Origin of the sequence: Brevibacterium aurantiacum, assembly GCF_003932995.1 — a bacterium.
Taxonomy (GTDB): domain Bacteria; phylum Actinomycetota; class Actinomycetes; order Actinomycetales; family Brevibacteriaceae; genus Brevibacterium; species Brevibacterium aurantiacum.
The window spans coordinates 1,260,639-1,284,438 of record NZ_CP025333.1 but is presented as its reverse complement, the minus strand read 5'-3'; the positions used below and the strand labels follow the sequence as shown (position 1 = coordinate 1,284,438).

Genomic DNA, 23,800 nt, shown 5'->3' with positions numbered 1-23,800 from the left:
CGAACCATCGGCACGGCTGCCTGGTCGTTCTTCGGACTCAGGAGCCTGCCGGAGGGACTGGTGTGATTCCGAACGGTGCCAGTCCCGCCACTCCCCCATCCTCAGCAGTGAGTACCCAGACTCCCCCATCATGCTTGGCGACGCTGTGCTCCCAATGGCTCGCACGCGAACCATCCTCTGTCACGACGGTCCAGTCGTCTGCCAGGGTGATGGTCTCGCTGCTGCCGGCTGTGAGCATCGGCTCGATTGCCAGACACATTCCGGATTTGATCTTCGGTCCGTTCGACTTCGCACGATAGTTCAGCACCTCGGGCGGCATGTGCATGGCAGTGCCGATGCCGTGGCCGGTGAATTCCTCCACCAGCCCGAGTTCAGGAGCCTCGCTTGAGACATGATCGTCGATTGCGTCACCGATGTCGCTGACTTTGTTTCCGGCGGCGAACGCGGCGATGCCGACCCACATCGCCTTCTCCGTCGCCCGCGACAGCGCGATATCGGCGCTCGAGCCGGCGGAGTCGCCGCCGACGATCATGGTGAATGCCGAATCCCCATGGAAACCGTCGACGATGGCTCCGCCGTCGATCGACACGAGATCCCCGGCCTTGAGGACCTTGTCCCCAGGGATGCCGTGCACGATCTCCTCATTGACGGAGATGCACACGACGGCGGGGAAACCCTGGTAACCCTTGAAGTTGGACTGGGCCCCGGCCTCGGTGATGACAGCCTCGGCAGCCGCGTCCACCTCGGCGGTGGTTGCGCCTGGCACAGCCGCCTCACGGGCGGCTTTGAGCACTGCGCTCGTGAGCAGACCGGCCCGGCGCATCGTGACCAGCTGCTCGGGTGACTTCAGCTCGATCCGGGGACCGAAGATCATCGAATGGAGTCGAGGATCCGGTCGGTGATCTCGGCGACTTCGCCGAGGCCGTCCACTTGGCGCAGCAGACCGCGTTCGCGGTAGATGTCGGTCAGCGGCTGCGTCTGCTCGGCGTAGACGTCGAGACGGTGACGGATGACATCCTCGCTGTCGTCACTGCGGCCCTCGGTCTGTGCACGCGCCAGCAGACGAGCGACAACCTCGTCGACGTCTGCAGTGAGTTCGACGACCTGTTCGATCTCGTGGCCCTCAGCAGCGAGGATCCGATCGAGTTCGTCGACCTGTGCGCTGGTACGCGGGTAGCCGTCGAGGAGGAATCCCTCGGCAGCGTCGTCCTGGCCCAGACGATCAGCGACCATGGAGTTCGTCACCTCGTCGGGAACGTACTCTCCGGCGTCCATGTAGCGCTTGGCAAGGTTGCCGAGTTCGGTCTCGCCCTTCACGTTGGCACGGAAGATGTCGCCGGTCGAGATGGCCGGGACGTTCAGCGCCTCAGACAGGCGCGCGGCCTGGGTGCCTTTGCCGGCGCCGGGAGGGCCGATCAGGATGATGCGTGAGCTCATAAGGTGTGTGTCCTTCCAATGGATTTCCGCGGGTCGGGAACGGTCAGCGCAGCAGGCCCTCGTAATGACGCTGCTGCATCTGTGCGTCGATCTGCTTGACGGTCTCGAGGCCGACTCCCACCACAATCAGCAGCGAGGTGCCGCCGAACGGGAAGTTCTGGTTCGCGTTGATGAGCACGAGCGCGATCAGTGGGATCAGCGCGATGAAGGCCAGGTAGAGCGAGCCCGGGAAGTTGATACGACTGAGCACGAAGCTCAGGTAGTCGGCTGTGGGTCGTCCGGCACGAATGCCGGGGACGAAGCCGCCGTACTTCTTCATGTTGTCCGCGACTTCCTCCGGGTTGAAGGTGATCGCGACGTAGAAGTATGCGAAGAAGATCGTCAGCAGTGCGTAGGTGGCGATGTAGATCGGGTGGTCCCCGCGTGTGAAGTAGGTGTTGATCCACTCCACCCACTTGCTCTCCGGATCGAAGAACTGCGAGATCAGGCTGGGCAGGTAGAGAACCGAGGATGCGAAGATCACGGGGATCACGCCGGCCATGTTGACCTTGATCGGGATGTAGGTCGAAGTTCCGCCGAACATCCGGCGTCCGACCATGCGCTTGGCGTACTGGACCGGAATGCGTCGCTGGGACTGCTCGACGAAGACGACGAGTGCCACGAGCACGAGTCCGACTGCGATGACGATGAGGAAGATGTCGACACCCTGCTCGCGGAAGATGGCTCCCAGCGAGGAGGGGAACGCCGATGCCACGGAGGTGAAGATGAGCAGCGACATACCGTTGCCGACACCGTGCTCGGTGATCTGCTCGCCGAGCCACATGATGAGGCCGGTGCCTGCCACCAAAGTGACGACGAGGACGGAGATGCCCCACCAGGTGTCATTGGTGATGAGGTCGGTGCAGCCTTCGATCCGGCCGAAGAGGGCACCGGAGCGCACGGTCGCAACCAGTGTGGTGGCGTTGAGCACGGCGAGACCGATGGTGAGGTAGCGCGTGTACTGAGTGAGCTTGGCCTGACCTGAGGCGCCCTCCTTGTGGAGGGACTCGAAACGCGGAATGACCACGCGCAGGAGCTGGACGATGATGCTGGCGGTGATGTAGGGCATGATGCCCAGAGCGAAGATCGACAGCTGCAGCAGTGCGCCGCCGCTGAACAGGTTGATCATTGCGAACCCGCCCTCATTCAGCTGAGGGGATGCCACGCACTCCTGAACCTGGGTGTAGTCGATTCCCGGCGAGGGAATGAACGAACCGAGGCGGAAGATGACAAGAATGCCCAGGGTGAAGAGGAGTTTGTTCCTCAAGTCGGGCGTTCTGAAGGCCCTCCGAATTGCGCCGATCAAGCGTCCTCCTCATTGGGGGATGAAAAAGTCAGGGTCGCAGATACGACCTGGCGAACGAGTCAAATACCTGCAAAAGACTACCAGGGTATGACCGTCAGGCTGAAACCGACAGGCCCGTTGGGCCGCGGGTAGGGCCCGTTGTCGGCGGGACTGTGTCCTCACCCACTTCTACCGGTTGTGGTGACGGTCCTCAGAGCCGTGAAACAGGGACGACGAAGGGGCGGTCACTTGCGTGACCGCCCCTTCCTGAGAAATCCTCAGACCCGCTGTGCGGGAGTCATTCAGGCTTCGCTGACGCTTCCGCCTGCAGCCTTGATCTTTTCGAGTGCTGAACCCGAGACCTTGTCTGCAGTGATGTTCAGAGCCACGGTGATCTCACCGGTGCCCAGAACCTTCACTGGCTGCTTCGGACGCACGGCGCCCTTGGCCACCAGGTCGGCGACTGTGACGTCGCCGCCCTCTGGGTACAAGGCCGACAGCTTGTCAAGATTGACAACCTGGAACGTCACCTTCGCGGGGTTCTTGAACCCACGCAGCTTAGGCAGACGCATGTGCATCGGAGTCTGTCCACCCTCGAAGCCGTGAGGAACCTGGTAACGGGCACGTGTGCCCTTGGTTCCGCGTCCGGCTGTCTTGCCCTTCGAAGCTTCACCACGACCAACGCGGGTCTTGGAGGTCTTCGCTCCGGGAGCAGGACGGAGATCGTGGACCTTGAGTGAGTCATCGTTCGACATATCAATCCACCTCTTCCACAGTCACGAGGTGACGCACGACGTTGATCATTCCCCGGAGTTCGGGGCGATCTTCGCACACCACCACATCGTCGATCCGCTTCAGTCCAAGCGAACGCAGCGACGCGCGCTGGTTCGGCTTGCCACCGATATCGGACTTGCGCTGGGTTACCTTGAGCTTTGCCATCAGGATTTCCTCTCGCCTTCAGCAGCCGCCCGCAGCAATGCGTGAGGGGCGACCTCGTCCACAGGCAGACCACGGCGTGCCGCAACCTGCTCTGGGCGTTCGAGGCTCTGGAGAGCCTTGATCGCCGCGCGAACGATGTTGATTGCGTTAGCTGATCCCAGCGACTTGGACAGGATGTCCTGAACGCCGGCAGCATCGAGGACCGCACGCACCGGACCACCGGCGATGACGCCGGTACCGGGAGCAGCAGGTCGAAGCATGACGACACCGGCAGCGGTCTCGCCCTGGATCGGGTGCGGAATGGTCTTCTGGATGCGAGGGACGCGGAAGAAGCTCTTCTTCGCCTCCTCGACACCCTTGGCAATGGCTGCAGGAACTTCCTTCGCCTTGCCGTAGCCCATTCCGACCATGCCGTCTCCGTCACCGACGACGACGAGGGCGGTGAAGGAGAACCGACGTCCACCCTTGACGACCTTCGACACGCGGTTGATCGTGACGACGTGCTCGATGAACTGGCTCTTCTCCTCGCGGTCACCGCGACCGCCGCGTCCACGGCCTTCGCCGCGTCCACGACCCTGGCCGCCCTGACCACCCTGACCGCCTTGACCGCGACCACGCGAGGAGCGATCACTGTTGTTATCGGTACGGGTTTCAGCAGCTGGCTGCTGTTCCTTGTTCTCTTCAGTGCTCATAGGGCCAATCCTCCTTCACGTGCACCTTCGGCGATTGCCTGCACACGGCCGTGGTAGGCGTTGCCGCCACGGTCGAATACGACGGCTTCGATGCCGGCTTCCTTGGCGCGCTGGGCTACCAGTTCGCCGACCTTGTGGGCCTTGCCGGTCTTGTCACCTTCGAGTGTGCGAAGGTCGGCTTCCATGGTGGAGGCCGATGCCAAGGTCTTGCCGACGGTGTCGTCGATGACCTGGACAAAGACGTGGCGCGTGGAGCGAGTCACTGACAGGCGAGGACGTTCCGGCGTACCGCTGACATGCTTGCGCAGACGAGCGTGACGACGTTTGCGGGCCGCAGCCCTGCCCTTGCCGTAGCTTTCCTTTTTGCCAAAGGCCATCTCTACTTACCAGCCTTTCCGACCTTGCGACGGACATTTTCTCCGACGTAGCGCACACCCTTGCCCTTGTAAGGCTCAGGCTTGCGCAGCTTACGGATGTTGGCAGCGGTCTCTCCGACCAGCTGCTTGTCGATGCCGTGAACTGCCAGCTTGGTCTGTCCGTCAACCGTGAAGGAGATTCCCTCAGCAGGTTCGACGGTGATCGAGTGGCTGTAGCCCAGAGCGAACTCGAGGTTCGATCCCTTGGCCTGCACGCGGTAACCGGTGCCGACGATCTCGAGAGCCTTCGAGTAGCCATCGGTCACGCCGACGATCATGTTGTTGATCATCGTGCGGGACAGTCCGTGCAGAGAACGCGATTCGCGCTCTTCGTTCGGACGGGCCACTGTCACGACGCCGTCTTCGAGCGATACGGTGATCGGCTCGGCGATGGTGACGGACAGTTCGCCCTTCGGTCCCTTGACGGCGACATCCTGGCCGTCGATCTTGACCTCTACGCCATTCGGGACGGAGATCGGGTTCTTGCCAATACGTGACATATTCTTCTCTCCTTCCTTACCAGACGTAGGCGAGGACTTCCCCACCCACACCCTTCTTGGCGGCCTGGCGATCGGTCAGGAGACCTGACGATGTCGACAGGATGGCGATGCCGAGTCCACCGAGGACCTTGGGCAAGTTGGTCGACTTCGCGTAGACGCGCAGTCCGGGCTTCGACACACGGCGCAGGCCGGCGATCGAACGCTCACGGTTAGGACCGAACTTGAGGTCCATGAGCAGGGTCTTACCGACCTGAGCGTCTTCGACGCTCCAACCGGTGATGTAGCCCTCGCTCTTGAGGATCTCAGCGATGTTGGATTTCAGCTTCGAGAACGGCATGCTGACGTCCTCGTGATAAGCCGAGTTGGCGTTACGCAGACGTGTCAACATGTCTGCGACTGGATCAGTCATTGTCATTTGGGCTCTAGCCCTTCCTCGTCACGGTTTCCGCCCGCGCAGTGCGCGCTTGGACCTGCGACGTAGCGATTATTTGGTCTTGAACGGGAACCCGAGGTGGCGCAGAAGAGCACGTCCCTCGTCGTCGGTGCTCGCTGTAGTCACAACTGTGATATCCATACCTCGGACACGGTCAATCCGGTCCTGGTCGATCTCGTGGAACATGGACTGTTCCGTGAGACCGAAGGTGTAGTTACCGTTCCCGTCGAACTGACGATCCGAGAGGCCGCGGAAGTCGCGGATACGCGGAAGAGCCAGAGAGATGACACGGTCGACGAATTCCCACATACGGGCGCCGCGCATGGTGACGTGGGCTCCAATGGGCTGGCCTTCGCGCAACTTGAACTGGGCGATCGACTTCCTCGCCCGAGTCACGATTGGCTTCTGACCGGTGATCAGAGTCAAATCGTTGATTGCGCCTTCGATCAGCTTCGAATCGCGTGCTGCGTCACCCACACCCATGTTCACGACGACCTTGGTCAGTCCGGGAACCTGCATGGGGTTTGCGTAGTTGAACTCGTCCTGCAGCTTCGCCACGATGTCATCGCGGTAAACCTGCTTGAGGCGTGGCGCTGGACGGCTCGTTGTTGTTTCCGTCATCAGATCTCCTCCCCGGTGCGACGCGAGACGCGGACGCGAACGGTCTTGTTGCGACCATCGCGTTCAACGGTTTCCTCGCGGTATCCGACGCGGGTGGGCTTGTTGTCCTTGGGATCAACGAGCGCCACGTTGGACACGTGGATTGGGGCTTCGTGAGTCTCACGGCCACCGGCAGTGCCGCCGGCCTGAGTCTGCGTTGCCTTCTTGTGCTTGATCACGCGGTTGATGCCCTCAACGAGGACACGGTTGCGTTCCGGGTACACGGCAAGAACCTTGCCCTGCTTCCCACGATCGCCACCCCGTGACTGACGGGCGCCTGCAATCACCTGGACGAGGTCGCCCTTCTTGATCTTGAGCTTGTTCGCCATGCTCACAACACCTCCGGTGCCAGGGAGACGATCTTCATGAACTTCTTGTCGCGCAATTCGCGTCCCACGGGCCCGAAGATACGGGTTCCGCGTGGTTCGCCATCAGTCTTGAGAATGACTGCTGCATTCTCATCGAACTTGATGTACGAACCATCGGGACGACGGCGTTCCTTGGCGGTGCGAACGATGACAGCCTTGACGACGTCACCCTTCTTCACGTTTCCACCAGGAATTGCGTCTTTGACGGTTGCCACGATGGTGTCCCCGATCGAGGCATAACGCCGACCGGAACCACCCAGAATCCTGATTGCCAGGATCTGCTTGGCACCAGTGTTGTCGGCGACCTTGAGTCGCGACTCTTGCTGAATCACTATTTTCTCCTGTCGTCGCGCCGGTTCTCACACGATTGGATGAGCCTTGCGGAACGGATTAATGACATTTCACCCCGTTCCCGGTAGCCGCCCACGATCTGCTGGAGACCGTGGGCGGGACCGGGTGGGAGGGGTGGCGTCGGCTTACTTGGCGCGTTCGATGATCTCGACGAGCCGCCAGCGCTTCGCGGACGAAACCGGCCGCGTTTCGGACACGAGGACGAGGTCGCCGATTCCAGCGGCGTTCTCCTCATCGTGAACCTTGTACTTCACCGACTGGCGGAGGACCTTGCCGTAGAGGCGGTGCGTCTTGCGCTCCTCAACCTCAACGACGATGGTCTTCTCCATCTTGTCGGAAACAACGTAACCACGCGCAGTCTTGCGGGAGTTACGGTCCGCAGGCGTTGCCTCGGGCTTGGTGGTCTCCGCCATCACTTGTCCTCTTCCTTAGCGTCAGCAGGGTTCGGACGAATGTCCAATTCCCGCTCATTGAGCACGGTGTAGATACGAGCGATGTCGCGACGCACGGCCTTGAGACGACCGTGGCTCTCCAGCTGGCCGGTGGCCGACTGGAAGCGCAGGTTGAACAGCTCGGCCTTGGCCTTCTTGAGCTCCTCGAGCAGACGCTCGTTGTCATAACCGTCAAGTGCGTCCATGGAAAGGTTCTTCGAACCGATTGCCATACTCACTCACCACCTTCGCGGGCCACGATACGGGCCTTGAGCGGAAGCTTGTGGATCGCGAGACGCAGCGCCTCGCGAGCAACTTCCTCGGACACACCGGCGAGTTCAAACATGACCCGACCCGGCTTGACATTGGCGACCCACCACTCCGGCGAACCCTTACCGGAACCCATGCGGGTTTCGGCAGGCTTCTTCGTCAGCGGTCGATCTGGGTAGATGTTGATCCACACCTTGCCACCACGCTTGATGTAGCGCGTCATGGCAATACGTGCGGCTTCGATCTGCCGGTTGGTGATGTAGGCAGGCTCAGTGGCCTGGATGCCGTAGTCACCGAAAGACACCTTGGTGCCGCCCTTGGCTGCGCCGCCCCGCTTGGGGTGGTGCTGCTTGCGGTACTTAACCCGACGAGGGATCAGCATGTGTCAGCCCTCCGATCCGGCCTCAGCCGCGGGGGCTTCGGCGTTGTTCTCGGTCTTCGGCGCTGCGTCGTTCCGGCGCGGTGCTGCTGCGCCTTCCTGACCACGACCACGGCCTCCACGGCCGCGCCCACGGCCCTTGGGGCCACGAGCTGCAGGAGCCTTAGCCTGCTCGGCAGCAAGCTCCTTGTCGGTCATATCGCCCTTGTAGATCCACACCTTGACGCCGATGCGCCCGAATGTGGTGTGTGCTTCGTGGAAGCCGTAATCGATGTTCGCGCGGAGGGTGTGCAGAGGCACACGACCTTCACGGTAGAACTCGGAACGGCTCATCTCAGCACCGCCGAGGCGGCCGGAGCACTGCACGCGGATGCCCTTGGCACCTGCGCGCTGGGCGCTCTGGATCGACTTGCGCATAGCGCGGCGGAATGCCACGCGGCTGGCGAGCTGCTCGGCAACTCCCTGAGCCACGAGCTGCGCGTCGATCTCTGCGTTCTTCACCTCAAGGATATTGAGCTGAATCTGCTTGCCGGTGAGCTTTTCGAGCTGGCCGCGGATGCGGTCGGCTTCGGCTCCACGACGTCCAATGACAATGCCCGGGCGGGCAGTGTGGATGTCGACTCGGACACGGTCACGTGTGCGTTCGATGTTCACCTTGGAGATGCCAGCGCGCTCAAGGCCCTTGGTCATCATCTGTCGGATCTTCACATCTTCGAGCACGTAGTCGCTGTAGCGCTGTCCCGGCTTAGTCGAGTCAGCAAACCACTTTGACTTGTGATCCGTGGTGATTCCGAGTCGGAATCCGTTCGGATTGATTTTCTGGCCCATTAACGGTTCCCCTTCCGGCTCTTGCGCTGAGGCAGGTCGTCACCGCTGGCCAGGACCACTGAAACGTGGCTTGTGCGCTTCTCAATGCGAAAAGCGCGACCCTGAGCTCGCGGGCGGAACCGCTTCATGGTTGGTCCCTCGTCCACGAATGCTTCGGAGATGACCAGTTCGTTCTCGTCGAACGCAATGCCCTCCTCGTCGGCCCGGGTACGCGCATTGGCGATACCTGAGGCAACGAGCTTGTAAATCGGATCTGATGCCGACTGTTCTGCAAACTTCAACACTGCAAGTGCTTCGGTCGCCTGCTGACCACGAATGAGGTCGATGACGCGCCGAGCCTTGCGAGGCGTGACGCGCAGGTAACGCGCCTTAGCCTTGGCTTCCATCGCTTCCTTCTCTCTTGTCTAGGATCGTAAGAGTGCCCCGCGTCAGCGGCGGCGACCCTTGCGATCGTCCTTTTCGTGGCCACGGAACGTCCGTGTCTGTGCGAACTCGCCAAGCTTGTGTCCGACCATGGCTTCAGTGATGAAGACAGGAACATGCTTGCGTCCGTCATGTACTGCGATGGTGTGTCCCAGGAAATCCGGGATGATCATCGAGCGACGAGACCATGTCTTAATTACATTTTTAGAGTTCTTCTCGTTCTGACGAGCCACCTTCTGGTACAGGTGTTCATCGACGAAAGGACCCTTTTTGAGGCTACGAGGCATAAGTCAGTACTCCAATCAGCGCTTCTTGCCGGTCCGGCGACGGCGCACGATGTACTTGTCGCTCTCTTTGTTCGGCCGGCGAGTGCGGCCTTCTGACTGACCCCACGGGCTGACTGGGTGACGACCACCCGAAGTACGGCCCTCGCCACCACCATGTGGGTGATCGATCGGGTTCATGACGACACCACGGACGGATGGGCGCTTGCCCTTCCAACGCATGCGGCCTGCTTTACCCCAGCTGATGTTCGACTGCTCGGCATTGCCGACCTCGCCGATCGTCGCACGGCAGCGCGCATCAACGTTGCGGATTTCGCCCGAAGGCATCCGCAGCTGAGCGAACCGGCCGTACTTCGCAACGAGCTGCACGGACGAACCGGCAGAGCGAGCGATCTTGGCACCGCCGCCTGGACGCATTTCAACTGCGTGCAGAACGGTACCGACTGGGATATTGCGCAGGGCAAGGTTGTTGCCCGGCTTGATGTCTGCACCCAGACCGGCTTCCACTTGTGCGCCCTGCTTGAGGTTCTGCGGGGCGAGGATGTAGCGCTTTTCGCCATCTGCATAGTGCAGAAGAGCGATCCGCGCAGTGCGGTTCGGGTCATATTCGATGTGTGCGACCTTCGCCGGTACGCCATCTTTGTCATGGCGGCGGAAGTCGATGACACGGTACTGACGCTTGTGGCCGCCGCCCTGATGGCGAGTGGTCACGCGTCCCTGGCTGTTGCGGCCACCGCGCTTAGGCAGTGGGCGCAGAAGTGACTTCTCCGGTGTAGACCGGGTCACTTCGACGAAGTCGGCGACCGATGAGCCACGGCGGCCCGGGGTCGTCGGCTTGTGCTTACGGATTCCCATGAGTCTTGTCCTTCTTTTACGAAGGATCGCTTAGAGCGATCCACCGAAGATGTCGATCGATCCGTCCTTGAGGGCGACAATGGCACGCTTGGTGTCCTTGCGCTTTCCCCAACCGGTGCGAGTGCGGCGGCGCTTTCCCTGACGGTTCAGGGTGTTGACCTTGGCGACCTGCACATTGAAGATCGATTCAATGGCGTTCTTGATCTCAGTTTTGTTCGACCCCTGGTCGACGATGAAGGTGTACTTACCCTCGTCCATCAGGCTGTAGGTCTTTTCCGAGACGACCGGAGCGACGATGATGTCGCGCGGGTCCTTGAAGTTCAGACTCATGATGCGTCCTCCGATTTGCGGTATCCGCCCAGGAACGTCTCCAGCGCTGACTCGGTGAACACGATGTCATCTGCGATCAGCACATCGTATGTGTTGAGCTGATCGGAGGTGAGCACGTGAACGTGAGGCAGGTTGCGAACGCTGCGCTCGGTGAGCTCATCGTCACGGTCGAGCACCACGAGGGTGTTCTTGCGATCGGAGAGGCCAGCCAAGGCGAGCTTCGCCTGCTTGGTCGACGGTGCTTCGCCGGTGATCAGGTTCTTCACAACGAACACCTGATCGAGACGTGCGCGATCTGAGAGCGCGCCGCGCAGAGCAGCTGCCTTCATCTTCTTGGGGGTCCGCTGCGAGTAATCGCGAGGAACCGGCCCGTGCACGACTCCACCACCGTTGTACTGAGGAGCGCGGATCGAACCCTGACGGGCGTTACCGGTTCCCTTCTGACGGTAGGGCTTGCGACCGCCACCGCGTACTTCGGAGCGGGTCTTTGTCTTGTGTGTACCCTGACGGGCTGCTGCCAGCTGAGCGACAACAACCTGGTGAATCAACGGCACATTGGTCTGCACGCCGAAGATCTCGGCAGGCAGCTCAACGGATCCGGTCTTCGCACCAGCGGCATCGACGACGTCGACTGTCTTGACATCAGTCATTACGTTCAGCCCTCCTTAGCGGCCGAGCGAACGAGAACGACTGCACCCTTGGGACCAGGTACGGCACCCTTGATGAGCAGGAAGTTGTTCTCGGTGTCCACGGCGTGGATCGTGAGGTTCTGGGTGGTGTGCTTGACTGCACCCATACGGCCAGCCATGCGCATACCCTTGAACACGCGACCTGGGGTCGCGGCTCCGCCGATCGAACCCGGCTTGCGGTGGTTGCGGTGCTGTCCGTGGGAGGCGCCGACACCATGGAAGCCATGACGCTTCATGACACCGGCGGTTCCCTTACCCTTGGTCTTTGCGGTCACATCGACCTTGATCCCGGCGTCGAACGTGTCGACTCCGAGCTCCTGGCCCAGTGAGTAGTCAGCAGCGTCTGCAGTGCGCAGCTCGACAAGGTGACGACGTGGGGTCACGCCGGCCTTCTCGAAGTGGCCTGCGGTCGGCTTGTTGACCTTACGCGGATCGATCTCGCCGAACGCGATCTGCACTGCGGGGTAACCATCGGTTTCCTCGTTGCGGACCTGCGTCACGACGTTGCTGCCGGCGGCCACTACGGTCACCGGTACGAGATTGTTCTGCTCATCCCAAACCTGGGTCATGCCCAGCTTGGTTCCCAGAAGGCCCTTGACCTTGCGGGTGGTAGGGAGAGCTGATGAACGATTGTTCGCCATGTTTGCCTCCCTTAGAGCTTGATCTCGATGTTGACGTCGTCAGCGAGGTCGAGACGCATCAGCGAATCGACTGCCTTCGGCGTCGGATCGACGATGTCGATCAGACGCTTGTGCGTGCGCATTTCGAAATGCTCACGGCTGTCCTTGTACTTGTGTGGCGAACGGATGACGCAGTAAACGTTCTTCTCCGTTGGCAACGGCACGGGGCCCACAACAGTCGCACCTGCGCGAGTGACGGTGTCCACGATCTTTCGTGCAGCACTGTCAATCACAGCGTGGTCGTACGACTTGAGCCGAATGCGGATCTTCTGTCCCGCCATGGCGTCGTCTCTTTCTTTAGTTACTTCCGGCCATCAACCGACAGTCGATCGAAATCGTCTGTGGTCTGTGCCGGCTGACCATGACCGACCCCCGAGGTCGGGCGTGTCGGCTAATCCTTGCGGAGGATTTTTCAATCCTCGTTCTGGGCCGACGGCGCTTTTACTCATTGGCTGCTCGGTCCGAACCCGCTTTCACGCAGATTCATCGATCCGATAGTGTTCCGGACTGTTCGCGGTATCTCTACCGCAGTGCAGGGGTCAACGTCCAAAACGCAACTTCACTATCTTGTCACATAGCACTTCATCCGCGCAATTCCAGGCATCTCACTTGTGAGGCATTTCATCATCGGGTGCCGGTGTGAGTCAGACAGGTCACTCGCCGAGGCGGTCCCCCGTTGTGAATGCACGGAACCCCGGCCCAATGGACCGGGGTTCCGAATCGATCGTTCAGAACCGATGTTCCGAACTCAAGGCCGAAGCCTCAATGATCGATGGTGTATCAGGCGGTGATCTTGGTGACTCGACCAGCGCCGACGGTACGTCCACCCTCGCGGATAGCGAAGCGGAGGCCCTCTTCCATAGCGATCGGCTGGATCAGCTCGACCGACATGTCGGTGTTGTCGCCGGGCATAACCATCTCGGTGCCCTCAGGCAGCGTGATGACGCCGGTGACGTCCGTGGTGCGGAAGTAGAACTGAGGACGGTAGTTCGAGTAGAACGGGTTGTGGCGTCCACCCTCGTCCTTGCTCAGGATGTAGACCTGGCCCTCGAAGTTCGTGTGAGGGGTGATCGAACCTGGCTTGACGATAACCTGTCCGCGCTCAACCTCTTCGCGCTTGGTTCCGCGCAGCAGCAGTCCGACGTTCTCACCCGCACGTGCGTCAGGCAGAGTCTTGCGGAACATCTCGATTGCGGTGACAGTCGTCTTGGACGACTTCTCCTTGATGCCGACGATTTCGATGTCATCGTTGGGCAGGAGGACGCCGCGCTCGACACGACCGGTGACGACGGTTCCACGACCGGTGATCGTGAAGACGTCTTCCACGGGCATGAGGAAGGGCTTGTCGATGTCGCGCTCCGGCTCGGGAACGTTGTCATCGACGGCCTGCATGAGGTCTTCGACGCTCTTGACCCACTTCTCGTCGCCTTCCAGCGCCTTGAGAGCGGAGACAGGAATGACGGGAGCGTTGTCGCCGTCGAAGTCCTGGCTGGAGAGCAGATCGCGAACCTCGAAGTCGACGAGCTCGATGAGCTCCTCGTCATCGACCATGTCGGACTTGTTCAGTGCGACAACGATGTAAGGCACGCCAACCTGACGGGCGAGCAGAACGTGCTCGCGAGTCTGCGGCATCGGACCGTCGGTAGCGGCAACCACGAGGATTGCGCCGTCCATCTGAGCAGCACCGGTAATCATGTTCTTGATGTAGTCGGCGTGACCAGGGGCATCGACGTGAGCGTAGTGACGCTTCTCGGTCTGGTATTCAACGTGCGAGACGTTGATGGTGATGCCGCGCTCCTTCTCCTCAGGTGCGTTATCCACCTGGTCGAAGGCGCGAGCCTCATTGAGATCTGGGTACTTGTCCGCCAGCACCTTGGTGATTGCGGCGGTCAAGGTGGTCTTTCCGTGGTCAACGTGGCCGATGGTGCCAATGTTGACGTGCGGCTTAGTCCTATCGAAACTAGCCTTTGCCACTGGGTTCCTCCTCGTGGTTGGCAAAAGATATGCGGTTCATATCTTAGACCTTTGTTGGTTATCTTTCATTTCGGTGAACATGTTCTTGCTCACCGTGGCGACCGGGGACCGGAGATTACTCTCCGCCACGCATCTTCTGGACGATCTCCTCGGCGACTGCCTTGGGGACCTCCGCATAGCTGGAGAAAGTCATCGAGTACACCGCACGGCCCTGGGTCTTCGACCGCAGATCACCGATGTAACCGAACATCTCCGACAACGGGACCACAGCCTTGACGACCTTCACACCGGAAGCATCGTCCATGGACTGGATCTGGCCACGTCGGGAATTGAGGTCGCCGATGACGTCACCCATGTATTCCTCAGGTGTACGCACCTCGACGTCCATGACCGGTTCCAGCAGAACCGGCTTCGCCTTCTGAACGGCCTCCTTGAAGACCATCGAACCGGCGATCTTGAATGCCATCTCCGAAGAGTCGACGTCGTGGTAGGCACCGTCGATCAGTGTCGCTTTGACACCGACCATCGGGTAACCGGCGAGGACACCGAGCTGCATGGCGTCCTGGATACCGGCGTCGACGCTCGGAATGTACTCGCGCGGAATACGTCCGCCCGTGACGGCATTCTCGAACTCGTAGATCGTATCGCCTTCGACCTCGAGAGGCTCGAAGGTGACCTGGACCTTCGCGAACTGTCCCGATCCACCCGTCTGCTTCTTGTGGGTGTAGTCGAACTTCTCGACTGTGCGGCGAATGGTCTCACGATAGGCGACCTGCGGCTTGCCGACATTCGCCTCGACCTTGAACTCGCGACGCATACGGTCGACGAGGATGTCGAGGTGAAGCTCGCCCATTCCGCGGATCACGGTCTGGCCGGTCTCCACGTCCAGTTCGACCCGGTATGTCGGGTCTTCCCTGACGAACTTCTGAATGGCTGCCGACAGCTTCTCCTGGTCGCTCTTGGTCTTGGGCTCGATGGCCACAGAGATGACCGGCTCAGGGAAGGTCATCGACTCGAGAGCGATCGGGTTCGCTGGGTCGCACAGCGTGTCACCGGTGGTTGTCTCTTTGAGACCGATGAACGCGTAGATGTGGCCGGCGATGGCCTCTTCGACAGGGTTCTCCTTGTTGGAGTGCATCTGGAAGAGCTTGCCGACGCGTTCCTTCTTGCCGCTCGTCGAGTTGAGAACGGCCTCGCCCGACTTCACCTGTCCGGAGTACACGCGGACGTAGGTCAGCGTGCCGAAGAACGGGTGGGTCGCGACCTTGAACGCAAGGGCCGAGAAGGGCTCGTCCTTGGAAGGCTTGCGAGTCAGCTTCTCGTCCTCGTCACGAGGGTTCTCACCGATCATGGGAGGAACCTCGAGAGGCGAAGGCAGGTAGTCGATGACGGCATTGAGCATGGGCTGGACGCCCTTGTTCTTGTAAGCCGAACCGCACATGACAGGGAAGGCTGTGGAGTTGACGACGAGAGAGCGGATGCCCTCCTTGATCTCGGCAGTCGAGATCTCTTCGCCTTCAAGGTACTTCTCCATGAGTTCATCAGTGGCTTCAGCAACATCTTCGATGAGCTGAGCACGGTACTCTTCGGCCTTGGCCTGGAGATCCTCAGGGATCTCGATCTCGGTCATGTCCTGACCCTTCTTGGACTCATCAGGCCAGATGTAGGCCTTCATCTCAAGAAGATCGACGACGCCGGCGAAGTCAGACTCGGAACCGATGGGCAGCTGAATGACCAGCGGCTTGGCTCCGAGGCGTTCGCGGATGGTGTCGACGGTGAAGTAGAAGTCAGCACCGAGCTTGTCCATCTTGTTGACGAAGCACACGCGCGGCACGTCGTACTTGTCAGCCTGACGCCACACGGTCTCGGACTGCGGCTCAACGCCTTCCTTGCCGTCGAAGACGGCAACGGCGCCATCGAGGACGCGCAGCGAGCGCTCAACCTCGACGGTGAAGTCGACGTGGCCCGGGGTGTCGATGATGTTGATCTGGTTGTCGTGCCAGTAGCAGGTGGTGGCGGCCGACGTGATCGTGATGCCGCGTTCCTGCTCCTGATCCATCCAGTCCATCGTCGAGGCACCGTCGTGGGTCTCGCCGATCTTGTAGTTCACACCGGTGTAGTACAGGATGCGTTCGGTTGTGGTGGTCTTACCGGCATCGATGTGGGCCATGATGCCGATGTTGCGGACCTTGTTCAGGTCGGTGAGCACGTCAAGTGCCACGGTGTCTCTCTCTCACTCGATGATGTGATCGACTCCCGCTGCCTGGCCGGCAGGCGCCTTATGACGCCGACCGGCCAGGGTTCCAGGGAGGAACGATTACCAGCGGTAGTGGGCGAAGGCCTTGTTGGACTCGGCCATCTTGTGGGTGTCTTCGCGACGCTTCACAGCAGCACCGAGGCCGTTGCTTGCATCGAGAATCTCGTTCATGAGGCGTTCGGTCATCGTCTTCTCACGACGCTGGCGGGAGTAAGCCACGAGCCAGCGCAGTGCCAAAGTCGTCGAACGAACCGGACGAACATCGACCGGAACCTGGTAGGTCGCGCCGCCGACACGGCGGGAGCGAACCTCGAGGGACGGACGGATGTTGTCGAGAGCCTTCTTCAGGTTGACAACTGGGTCATTGCCGTTCTTCTCACGGGTACCTTCGAGAGCACCGTAGACGATGCGCTCAGCGGTCGAACGCTTTCCGTCGAGCAGGATCTTGTTGATCAGCTGCGTGACGATCGGCGAACTGAAGACCGGGTCAATGACGATCGGTCGCTTGGGTGCAGGACCTTTACGTGGCATTACTTCTTCTCCCTCTTCGCACCGTACTTGCTGCGTGCCTGCTGGCGGCCCTTGACACCCTGGGTGTCAAGCGAACCGCGAACGATTCGGTAGCGCACACCTGGCAGGTCCTTGACACGACCACCGCGCACGAGCACGATCGAGTGCTCCTGCAGGTTGTGTCCTTCGCCTGGAATGTAGGCAGTCACTTCGATCTGGCTCGAAAGCTTGACACGAGCGACCTTGCGAAGAGCCGAGTTCGGCTTCTTGGGTGTAGTGGTGTACACACGGGTGCACACCCCACGACGCTGCGGGCTGTTCTTCAGCGCAGGAGCGTCGGATCCTGCGGATTTGACATGTCGTCCCTTGCGGACGAGCTGCTGGATTGTCGGCACTAAGCGTTCTCCGTTTGCTTCTCGATAAACCTAATTCCCACATTGGCCATGGCATCAGCCATGCTTGTGAACCGTGGGACATATCCGACTGAACACCGGGTGAAGCTTCACGCCCGATGCCAGTATTCGCGCGACGCAGTGAACCCTGCACTCGGGTGTGTCGCAATGACACACGACCTATGCAGAATGACACGTCGGCGGCCTGCTTCTGACGAATTCTCACAATGGTCCGGATCTCACAAAACATCCGGTATGGTCATTCGCGAACGCAGATAACACAATCAGTCGCATCCTAGAATATCGCGGCCCCGTGCATCTGGTCAAAACCAGCGCCTGTGCGCTTGGCGACATACCCGCCACTCCCCCGTCAGAGTTGCTCATCTGCCGCTCCTCGCCTACCGCTTCCTCAAAACAACTCTTCGACACGCTTCCTTGACTGATTCAAGAAAAGGCGGCAAGCTGAAGCCGTGGCTGAGAAGAAGCATGGACACGAATCGGAGCCGACCGCAGCACTGCGGAACAGTTCCCTTCGTGTGACGAAACAGAGAGTCGCGGTACTCGAAGCTGTGTGTGAACATCAGCATGCAGACACCGATACCGTCATTCGCGCCGTCCGTGAGCAGCTCCCCGAGGTGTCGCATCAGGCCGTCTACGACTCACTGCACACCCTCACCGAGGTTGGGCTCGTGCGGTGCATTCAGCCGTCCGGGTCCGTGGCACGCTACGAACGGCGCATCGGGGACAACCATCATCACCTCGTGTGCCGATCGTGCAATCTCATCGTCGATGTCGACTGCACGGTCGGGCAGGCTCCATGCCTGACACCTTCGCACGACGCGGGATTCGTCATCGAACAGGCCGAGGTGACCTTCTGGGGACTGTGCCCCGACTGCAACGCATCGCCGTCGGGATCAGCATCTCCTGCTGGAGCCTCCGGGGCCACCTCGGCGGCCTGAGCCGATCCATCCTTCGACAAAGCCTCACCCCTTTTGTCTTCAACCGAGCCCGACGGGGCTCGACCGTGAAAGGTACATAATGACCGAAAGCTCCACAGGCGGCTGCCCAGTCGCACACACCACCTCGGCGTCGCCTGCGCCTGAGGCCGAGTCGCTGGCCGCTCCCAGCCAGGGCGACGCGAACTCGCACTGGTGGCCCAACCGTCTCAATCTCAAGATCTTGGCCAAGAACCAGCCTGCACGCGACCCCATGGACGAGGGCTTCGACTACGATGCCGAATTCGCCAGCCTCGACTACTTCGCGCTCAAGGCCGATATCGAAGAGCTCCAGAAGACGAACGCCGACTGGTGGTCTGCCGACTTCGGGCACTACGGCCCATTCATGATCCGCATGGCCTGGCACTCAGCCGGCACCTACCGTGTCCAGGACGGACGCGGCGGTGGCGGCGAGGGACAGCAGCGCTTCGCCCCACTCAACTCCTGGCCAGACAACGTGGGTCTCGACAAAGCTCGTCGCCTGCTCTGGCCGGTCAAGAAGAAGTACGGCAAGAAGATCTCCTGGGCCGACCTGTTCATCCTCGCCGGCAACGTCGGACTGGAGTCGATGGGCTTCAAGACCTTCGGCTACGCAGGCGGACGTAAGGACGTGTGGGAGCCCGACAACGACGTCTACTGGGGCTCAGAGACCGAATGGCTGGGCACCGACAAGCGCTATGTGGGCAACCGCGAACTGCAGAAGCCCCTGGCCGCAACCACCATGGGTCTCATCTACGTCAACCCGGAAGGCCCGGAAGGCAAGCCCGATCCGCTGGCCGCCGCGCTCGACATCCGCGAAACCTTCGCTCGGATGGCCATGGACGATGAGGAGACCGTCGCCCTCATCGCCGGCGGTCACACGTTCGGCAAGACCCACGGCGCAGCCCCGGAGTCGCACAAGGGCGGCGACCCCGAAGCGGCACCGATCGAAGAGCAGGGACTGGGCTGGAAGTCCGACTTCGGCACCGGACAGGGCAACGACACCGTCGGCAGCGGCATCGAGGTCACCTGGACCTATCACCCGACCCGCTGGGACAACGAGTTCTTCCACATCCTCTTCGCCTACGAATGGGAAGTCTTCGAAAACGAAGGGGGACACCTGCAGTGGCGTCCGGTCGACGGCGGCGGCGATGACATGGTGCCGATGGCACAGGGCGACGGACGTCGTGAGCCCCGCATGCTCACGACCGACCTGTCCCTGCGCTTCGATCCCATCTACGAGAAGATCTCGCGTCGCTTCAAGGACGATCAGAAGGCGTTCGAAGATGCCTTCGCTCGTGCCTGGTTCAAGCTCACTCACCGTGACATGGGCCCGGCCACCCGTTACCTCGGACCCGAGGTTCCGGAAGAAGAGCTGATCTGGCAGGACCCGGTCCCAGAAGGCACCCCGCTTGATGAGGCTGGCCTCGAGGCAGTCAAGGCCGCCATCCGCAACTCAGGCCTGACCGTCTCCCAGCTGGTGTCCACCACTTGGGCCGCGGCCTCCACGCACCGCCGCTCGGACTTCCGCGGCGGCGTCAACGGCGGACGTCTGCGCCTCGAGCCGCAGAAGAGCTGGGACGTCAACGAGCCGGCGAAGCTGGATCAGGTCGTCAGCGTCCTCGAGGGCATCGCAGCTGACAACGGCGCCTCCTTCGCCGATGTTCTGGCTATCGCCGGTGCCGTCGGCGTCGAGACCGCAGCGAAGGCAGCCGGTCATGATGTCAGCGTCCCGGTGACCACGGGCCGCGGAGACGCCACCCAGGAGCAGACCGACGTCAACTCGTTCTCCTTCCTGGAGCCGACTCACGACGGATTCCGCAACTACCTGACAGAGGGCCTTCCGCTCTCGGCCGAGCACCTTCTCCTGGACAGGGCCAGCCTCCTCGGCCTGACCCCGTCTGAACTGACCGTGCTCATCGGCGGACTGCGCGTCCTCGGCGCGAACTACGAAGACTCCGAGCTCGGTGTGTTCACCGATCGCCCGGGCGAGCTGACGAACGACTTCTTCGTCAATCTGCTCGAGCTCGGCAATGTCTGGAAGCCAGTCGGCCCGTCCGAGTCTGCCAACGTCTACGAGTGCTTCTCCCCCACCGGAGAGAAGCTGTGGACCGGCAGCCGCATCGACCTCCTGTTCGGTGCCAACTCAGAGCTGCGTGCCCTCGCCGAGGTGTACGCCTCCGATGATGCCAAGGAGAAGTTCGTCAACGACTTCGTCAAGGCCTGGAGCAAGCTCGTCGAGGCAGACCGTTTCGATCTGCACCGCTGACGGAGGTCTCCTCCGCAGAGTGTTCTGAGCGCTCATGACTGTGCCCCCACCGCAATCGGTGGGGGCACAGTTGTTTCCGAAACAGAATAGGACTCCGTCGCGGCAGAGAGAATCAGGACTCTCGGTTGAGGACCGCCGCTTCCTGCGACACCGAGCTCAGCCCCGTCAGAGCAACGTTCTCTTCGCTGCTGTCGTCCACCGCCGAGGTGTCATCGGCCGTCTGGTCATCCGAACTTTGGGACGACTGTCCGTCCGAACCTTGATTGTTCGAGTCTTGGCCATCCGAGTCCTGGCCGTTCGAGTCTTGGCTGTTCGAACCCTGTCCGTCTCCGGCTTGGCCGCCCGGCGCCATTCCTCCGCCTGGTCCTGCACCACCTTGTTGGCCGCCACCCTGTTGGCCGCCTCCCGGCTGGCCGCCGGGACCACCCGTACCCTGGCTTGTGCCGCTGTCATTCGACATCAGCACTGTCGAGGCGCCTACCGCTCCTCCGGCGAGTCCACCGACGATGAACAGGGCCGCACCTGCAAGGATGGCGGGGATCAGCGGAACGCGCCGCTTCTTCTTCCGATCGTTCGAATCCATGGTTCCGGCAGTGCTGTTCGAAATCATCGTGCCGCTCGTGCCGTTCGAAATCATCGGACCCGTTGTGCTGTTCTGGCCGGCAGGGCTGGGCTGGGCGGCAGCGTCGGATCGGGCGGCAGAGTCGGCAGGGTTCTGATTCTGGTTCTCAGTCATGAAATCTCCTTGGTTGTCAGTGATTCCACTTTCGTGTGCCGTGCTGTCGCCAATCTCAGTCGAGGCTGTGTCCAGCCTGTGCAGTTGAGCGCGGGTGCGACCAGAGACCTTCAGGCAGCTCGGAAGCGGAGTTCGAACACGGTGCCGCCCTCCGAGGTCGTCATCGACACCTCGCCGTGCATAAGTTCGATGAGTCCGGCTGCGATGGAAAGTCCCAGGCCGGATGAGCCTCCGCGCACTCCCTCAGTTCTGGTTCGTGCCGCGTCACCGCGGACGAACCTGTCGAAGACTGTGTCGCGAATGTCTTCGGGGATGCCCGGCCCGTCATCGCTGATGCGAACGGCCACCATCTGCTGAGCCCCAGCCTCCTCAATGTGTTCGGCCTCAACGTGGACTCGCGTGCCCGTTGGCGTGTGCACGCACGCATTGGTGAGTATGACTGCGACCGCCTGGCGCACCTGATCGGCGGCGCCGCGGATCTCCAAGGCATCCGGGGGCAGATCCAGGTGGATCTCATGGTCCGGGCTGAGCACGTGCGCATCTTCGACGAGTTCCAAAAGCAGTGCAGACACATCCACGGTGTCTTCCTTGGTCGGCTGTCGGCCGGCTTCCAATCTGGCGAGGAGGAGCAGGTCATCGACGAGCGAGGACATCCTCATCGCCCCCGAGTCGATCCTGCCCAGCGATGTCTGCACCTGGACAGGAAGCTCGTCCCGATACGGCCGGGTGAGGTCTGCCCATCCTCTGATCGTGGCGATCGGGGTCCGCAGCTCGTGTGAGGCGTCAGCGACGAATCTTCTCATCTGCTCTGTCCCGCGATATCGTTCGTCAAGAGCGGAGCCGACGTGGTCGAGCATCCGATTCACCGACGCGCCGACGTCACCGACCTCGGTGCCGCGCACCGCGAGTTCTGAGGGCACTCGCAGCGCCAGCTCGAGGTCGGTCACTTCTCTGGCTGTGCGTGCAACATCTCTGAGATCGCGCAGCTGCCTGTGGATGATGACGGCCATGAGCAGTGCCGTGGCGAGCACGCCGATGAGCACCGCGAGTGCCGTGGTGTAGGCCGTTCTCTCAAGCGCCGAATCGACGCTGTTCTGCGGCACCCCGTAGACAGTCGTCGTTCCTTCGTCGTCAAAGGCCGCGACACGATAGGTGCCGAAGCCGGGAACGTCGACAGAACGATGCCCCGTTGATGCGCTGCCCTCCCCCGGACCAGCCGCTTCACCGCTGCGATCCCCGTCTGGCTCCTCACCACCGGTGGCTGCGTCGACGTTGAGGAGAGCATCCACCGCATCTGTGGGAAGCGTCTGCGGCTGCTCGCGCCCCGCCTCGGCGATCAGGCCTTCGGCAGAGTCATCGGTGCCGACGACCACGAGAGCACCGTCGCCGACTCCCGGTTGGAAGAGGTAGCGCAATGCCTGGTCAACAGAGGTGGAGGAATCAGTCTCATCCGAGGCTGGAGGGTTCCCCGGTTTCTGTCCGGGCCCGGGATCGACTCGGGCATGATGGGTCATCCCGGCCAACTGACTGTCGAGATCAGACATCAGGGAGGTCCGCACGCTCCACCATGAGGCGGCCCCGATCCCGGCTCCCACCAGGATCAGGACGAGGCTGGCGAGGACGATCAGCCGTGTCTGCAGCCGCCACCGGCGCACAGGAGGAATGGCCTTCACTGATCGGCCCGAAGGATGTAGCCCGCTCCGCGCTTGGTGTGGAAGAGGTTCGGCAGATCCTCGAACGGTGCGTCGATCTTCTTCCGCAGATACGACACGTACAACTCCACGATGTTGCCGTTGCCGCCGAAGTCGTAGTCCCACACGCGGTCGAGGATCTGCGCCTTCGACAGCACGGCCCGTGGGTTGCGCATGAACAGCAGCAGCACCTCGAACTCCCGTGCCGTGAGATCGATCGGGTGACCGGCTCTGCTCACCTCGTGTGAGCGGACATCGAGCTCCAGGTCGCCCACCCGCAGCAGATCTTCATCACCGCTGGGGATGACCGGTGCGCTGCGCCGGAGCCTGGCTTCGACCCGGGCGATGACCTCGTCGAGGTTGAATGGCTTCGTCACGTAGTCATCCCCGCCCAGGCGCAGCCCGGTGAGCCGGTCATCGACCTCGTCGCGAGCTGAGAGGAACACCACGGGAGTGTCGATGCCCTCGCCGCGCACCTTCTCGATGACGGCGAATCCGTCGAGATCGGGCAGCATGACGTCAAGGACGATCGCATCGAAATGCTCATTCCTGGCCCGCGCCACCGCATCCCTGCCGGTGCCCACGCTCGCCGCCTCCCAGCCTTTGACCTGGCAGGCCATGACCAGGAGCTCGGCCAGGTTGGCTTCGTCATCGACGATGAGCACACGTGCCGGTACTGTGTCGGCGCCTGTGAGAGTCGCGTTCATG

General features: G+C 61.4%; 32 protein-coding genes. 2 read left to right on the top strand and 30 right to left on the bottom strand.

Features of this window, described 5'->3' with window-relative positions:
* Nucleotides 1–37: 37 nt before the first annotated feature.
* The 27 genes from map to rpsL all read right to left on the bottom strand — a co-directional run bounded on the left by map (nt 38) and on the right by rpsL (nt 17,425).
* Nucleotides 38–874, bottom strand: coding sequence for a type I methionyl aminopeptidase (map, locus tag CXR25_RS05960; RefSeq protein ID WP_009884966.1), 837 nt, complete (start codon nt 872–874; stop codon nt 38–40).
* A complete protein-coding gene (locus CXR25_RS05955) occupies nt 871–1,437 on the bottom strand; it encodes an adenylate kinase (RefSeq protein WP_096161018.1) in 567 nt (188 codons plus the stop codon). The genes map and CXR25_RS05955 overlap by 4 nt, the downstream gene beginning before the upstream one ends.
* Before the next feature lie 43 nt (nt 1,438–1,480).
* On the bottom strand, nt 1,481–2,782 hold the full coding sequence (gene secY / locus CXR25_RS05950; protein WP_009884968.1) for a preprotein translocase subunit SecY: 1,302 nt from the start codon (nt 2,780–2,782) through the stop codon (nt 1,481–1,483).
* A 281-nt stretch (nt 2,783–3,063) separates the two neighbouring features.
* Complete coding sequence (gene rplO, locus CXR25_RS05945; protein WP_009884969.1) at nt 3,064–3,516, bottom strand: 50S ribosomal protein L15; 453 nt, start codon at nt 3,514–3,516, stop codon at nt 3,064–3,066.
* 1 nt (nt 3,517) lies between these two features.
* The gene (rpmD, locus tag CXR25_RS05940; protein WP_009884970.1) at nt 3,518–3,700 is read right to left on the bottom strand and encodes a 50S ribosomal protein L30; all 183 of its coding nucleotides are present in this window, start codon (nt 3,698–3,700) and stop codon (nt 3,518–3,520) included.
* Entirely contained in the window at nt 3,700–4,392 is a 693-nt protein-coding gene (rpsE, locus tag CXR25_RS05935; protein WP_069599776.1) for a 30S ribosomal protein S5, read from the bottom strand. Before rpsE ends, rpmD begins: the two co-directional genes overlap by 1 nt.
* Nucleotides 4,389–4,769, bottom strand: a complete 381-nt coding sequence (rplR, locus tag CXR25_RS05930; protein WP_009883554.1) for a 50S ribosomal protein L18 — start codon at nt 4,767–4,769, stop codon at nt 4,389–4,391. The genes rpsE and rplR overlap by 4 nt, the downstream gene beginning before the upstream one ends.
* A 2-nt stretch (nt 4,770–4,771) precedes the next feature.
* Entirely contained in the window at nt 4,772–5,308 is a 537-nt protein-coding gene (gene rplF / locus CXR25_RS05925) for a 50S ribosomal protein L6 (protein WP_009883555.1), read from the bottom strand.
* Between the two features lie 16 nt (nt 5,309–5,324).
* Nucleotides 5,325–5,723, bottom strand: a complete 399-nt coding sequence (gene rpsH, locus CXR25_RS05920) for a 30S ribosomal protein S8 (protein WP_009883556.1) — start codon at nt 5,721–5,723, stop codon at nt 5,325–5,327.
* A 69-nt stretch (nt 5,724–5,792) separates the two neighbouring features.
* Complete coding sequence (rplE, locus tag CXR25_RS05915; protein ID WP_009883557.1) at nt 5,793–6,362, bottom strand: 50S ribosomal protein L5; 570 nt, start codon at nt 6,360–6,362, stop codon at nt 5,793–5,795.
* Nucleotides 6,362–6,730: a 50S ribosomal protein L24 gene (rplX, locus tag CXR25_RS05910; RefSeq protein WP_009883558.1), complete on the bottom strand. Its 369-nt coding sequence runs from the start codon at nt 6,728–6,730 to the stop codon at nt 6,362–6,364. The genes rplE and rplX overlap by 1 nt, the downstream gene beginning before the upstream one ends.
* Before the next feature lie 2 nt (nt 6,731–6,732).
* Complete coding sequence (gene rplN, locus CXR25_RS05905) at nt 6,733–7,101, bottom strand: 50S ribosomal protein L14 (protein WP_009883559.1); 369 nt, start codon at nt 7,099–7,101, stop codon at nt 6,733–6,735.
* Nucleotides 7,102–7,245: 144 nt separating this feature from the next.
* Nucleotides 7,246–7,533 (bottom strand): 30S ribosomal protein S17, encoded by a 288-nt coding sequence (gene rpsQ / locus CXR25_RS05900; RefSeq protein ID WP_009883560.1) that lies wholly within the window; start codon nt 7,531–7,533, stop codon nt 7,246–7,248.
* Nucleotides 7,533–7,784 carry a 50S ribosomal protein L29 gene (rpmC, locus tag CXR25_RS05895; RefSeq protein WP_009883561.1) on the bottom strand — a complete coding sequence of 84 codons (252 nt, stop codon included), beginning with the start codon at nt 7,782–7,784 and terminating at the stop codon, nt 7,533–7,535. The genes rpsQ and rpmC overlap by 1 nt, the downstream gene beginning before the upstream one ends.
* Before the next feature lie 2 nt (nt 7,785–7,786).
* Entirely contained in the window at nt 7,787–8,203 is a 417-nt protein-coding gene (gene rplP, locus CXR25_RS05890) for a 50S ribosomal protein L16 (protein WP_009883562.1), read from the bottom strand.
* 3 nt (nt 8,204–8,206) lie between these two features.
* Entirely contained in the window at nt 8,207–9,028 is an 822-nt protein-coding gene (rpsC, locus tag CXR25_RS05885; protein ID WP_009883563.1) for a 30S ribosomal protein S3, read from the bottom strand.
* Entirely contained in the window at nt 9,028–9,414 is a 387-nt protein-coding gene (gene rplV, locus CXR25_RS05880; RefSeq protein ID WP_009883564.1) for a 50S ribosomal protein L22, read from the bottom strand. Before rplV ends, rpsC begins: the two co-directional genes overlap by 1 nt.
* Before the next feature lie 42 nt (nt 9,415–9,456).
* The gene (rpsS, locus tag CXR25_RS05875; protein ID WP_009883565.1) at nt 9,457–9,738 is read right to left on the bottom strand and encodes a 30S ribosomal protein S19; all 282 of its coding nucleotides are present in this window, start codon (nt 9,736–9,738) and stop codon (nt 9,457–9,459) included.
* A gap of 15 nt (nt 9,739–9,753) precedes the next feature.
* Nucleotides 9,754–10,590 carry a 50S ribosomal protein L2 gene (rplB, locus tag CXR25_RS05870; RefSeq protein ID WP_009883566.1) on the bottom strand — a complete coding sequence of 279 codons (837 nt, stop codon included), beginning with the start codon at nt 10,588–10,590 and terminating at the stop codon, nt 9,754–9,756.
* Nucleotides 10,591–10,620: 30 nt separating this feature from the next.
* Entirely contained in the window at nt 10,621–10,920 is a 300-nt protein-coding gene (gene rplW / locus CXR25_RS05865; RefSeq protein ID WP_009883567.1) for a 50S ribosomal protein L23, read from the bottom strand.
* Nucleotides 10,917–11,570 carry a 50S ribosomal protein L4 gene (rplD, locus tag CXR25_RS05860; protein ID WP_009883568.1) on the bottom strand — a complete coding sequence of 218 codons (654 nt, stop codon included), beginning with the start codon at nt 11,568–11,570 and terminating at the stop codon, nt 10,917–10,919. Before rplD ends, rplW begins: the two co-directional genes overlap by 4 nt.
* A gap of 5 nt (nt 11,571–11,575) precedes the next feature.
* Nucleotides 11,576–12,250, bottom strand: coding sequence for a 50S ribosomal protein L3 (rplC, locus tag CXR25_RS05855; protein ID WP_069599775.1), 675 nt, complete (start codon nt 12,248–12,250; stop codon nt 11,576–11,578).
* Nucleotides 12,251–12,261: 11 nt separating this feature from the next.
* Nucleotides 12,262–12,570, bottom strand: a complete 309-nt coding sequence (gene rpsJ / locus CXR25_RS05850) for a 30S ribosomal protein S10 (protein WP_009379191.1) — start codon at nt 12,568–12,570, stop codon at nt 12,262–12,264.
* A 499-nt stretch (nt 12,571–13,069) separates the two neighbouring features.
* The gene (gene tuf / locus CXR25_RS05845; RefSeq protein WP_101639271.1) at nt 13,070–14,263 is read right to left on the bottom strand and encodes an elongation factor Tu; all 1,194 of its coding nucleotides are present in this window, start codon (nt 14,261–14,263) and stop codon (nt 13,070–13,072) included.
* 115 nt (nt 14,264–14,378) lie between these two features.
* Complete coding sequence (fusA, locus tag CXR25_RS05840) at nt 14,379–16,484, bottom strand: elongation factor G (protein WP_009883571.1); 2,106 nt, start codon at nt 16,482–16,484, stop codon at nt 14,379–14,381.
* A gap of 96 nt (nt 16,485–16,580) precedes the next feature.
* Nucleotides 16,581–17,051 carry a 30S ribosomal protein S7 gene (rpsG, locus tag CXR25_RS05835; RefSeq protein WP_009883572.1) on the bottom strand — a complete coding sequence of 157 codons (471 nt, stop codon included), beginning with the start codon at nt 17,049–17,051 and terminating at the stop codon, nt 16,581–16,583.
* Nucleotides 17,051–17,425, bottom strand: coding sequence for a 30S ribosomal protein S12 (rpsL, locus tag CXR25_RS05830; RefSeq protein ID WP_069599774.1), 375 nt, complete (start codon nt 17,423–17,425; stop codon nt 17,051–17,053). The genes rpsG and rpsL overlap by 1 nt, the downstream gene beginning before the upstream one ends.
* Nucleotides 17,426–17,892: 467 nt before the next feature.
* On the opposite strand from rpsL, the gene CXR25_RS05825 reads away from it, so the two are divergent.
* A complete protein-coding gene (locus CXR25_RS05825; RefSeq protein ID WP_009883574.1) occupies nt 17,893–18,381 on the top strand; it encodes a Fur family transcriptional regulator in 489 nt (162 codons plus the stop codon).
* Nucleotides 18,382–18,460: 79 nt separating this feature from the next.
* Nucleotides 18,461–20,665, top strand: coding sequence for a catalase/peroxidase HPI (gene katG / locus CXR25_RS05820; protein ID WP_009883575.1), 2,205 nt, complete (start codon nt 18,461–18,463; stop codon nt 20,663–20,665).
* Between the two features lie 112 nt (nt 20,666–20,777).
* Here the strand turns inward: katG and CXR25_RS05815 are convergent, their stop codons facing one another.
* The 3 genes from CXR25_RS05815 to CXR25_RS05805 form a co-directional block, all read right to left on the bottom strand.
* Nucleotides 20,778–21,401: a hypothetical protein gene (locus CXR25_RS05815; RefSeq protein ID WP_096161004.1), complete on the bottom strand. Its 624-nt coding sequence runs from the start codon at nt 21,399–21,401 to the stop codon at nt 20,778–20,780.
* 110 nt (nt 21,402–21,511) lie between these two features.
* Nucleotides 21,512–23,074, bottom strand: coding sequence for a sensor histidine kinase (locus CXR25_RS05810; RefSeq protein ID WP_114384605.1), 1,563 nt, complete (start codon nt 23,072–23,074; stop codon nt 21,512–21,514).
* Nucleotides 23,071–23,799 carry a response regulator transcription factor gene (locus CXR25_RS05805; RefSeq protein ID WP_009883578.1) on the bottom strand — a complete coding sequence of 243 codons (729 nt, stop codon included), beginning with the start codon at nt 23,797–23,799 and terminating at the stop codon, nt 23,071–23,073. Before CXR25_RS05805 ends, CXR25_RS05810 begins: the two co-directional genes overlap by 4 nt.
* Nucleotide 23,800 lies beyond the last annotated feature (1 nt).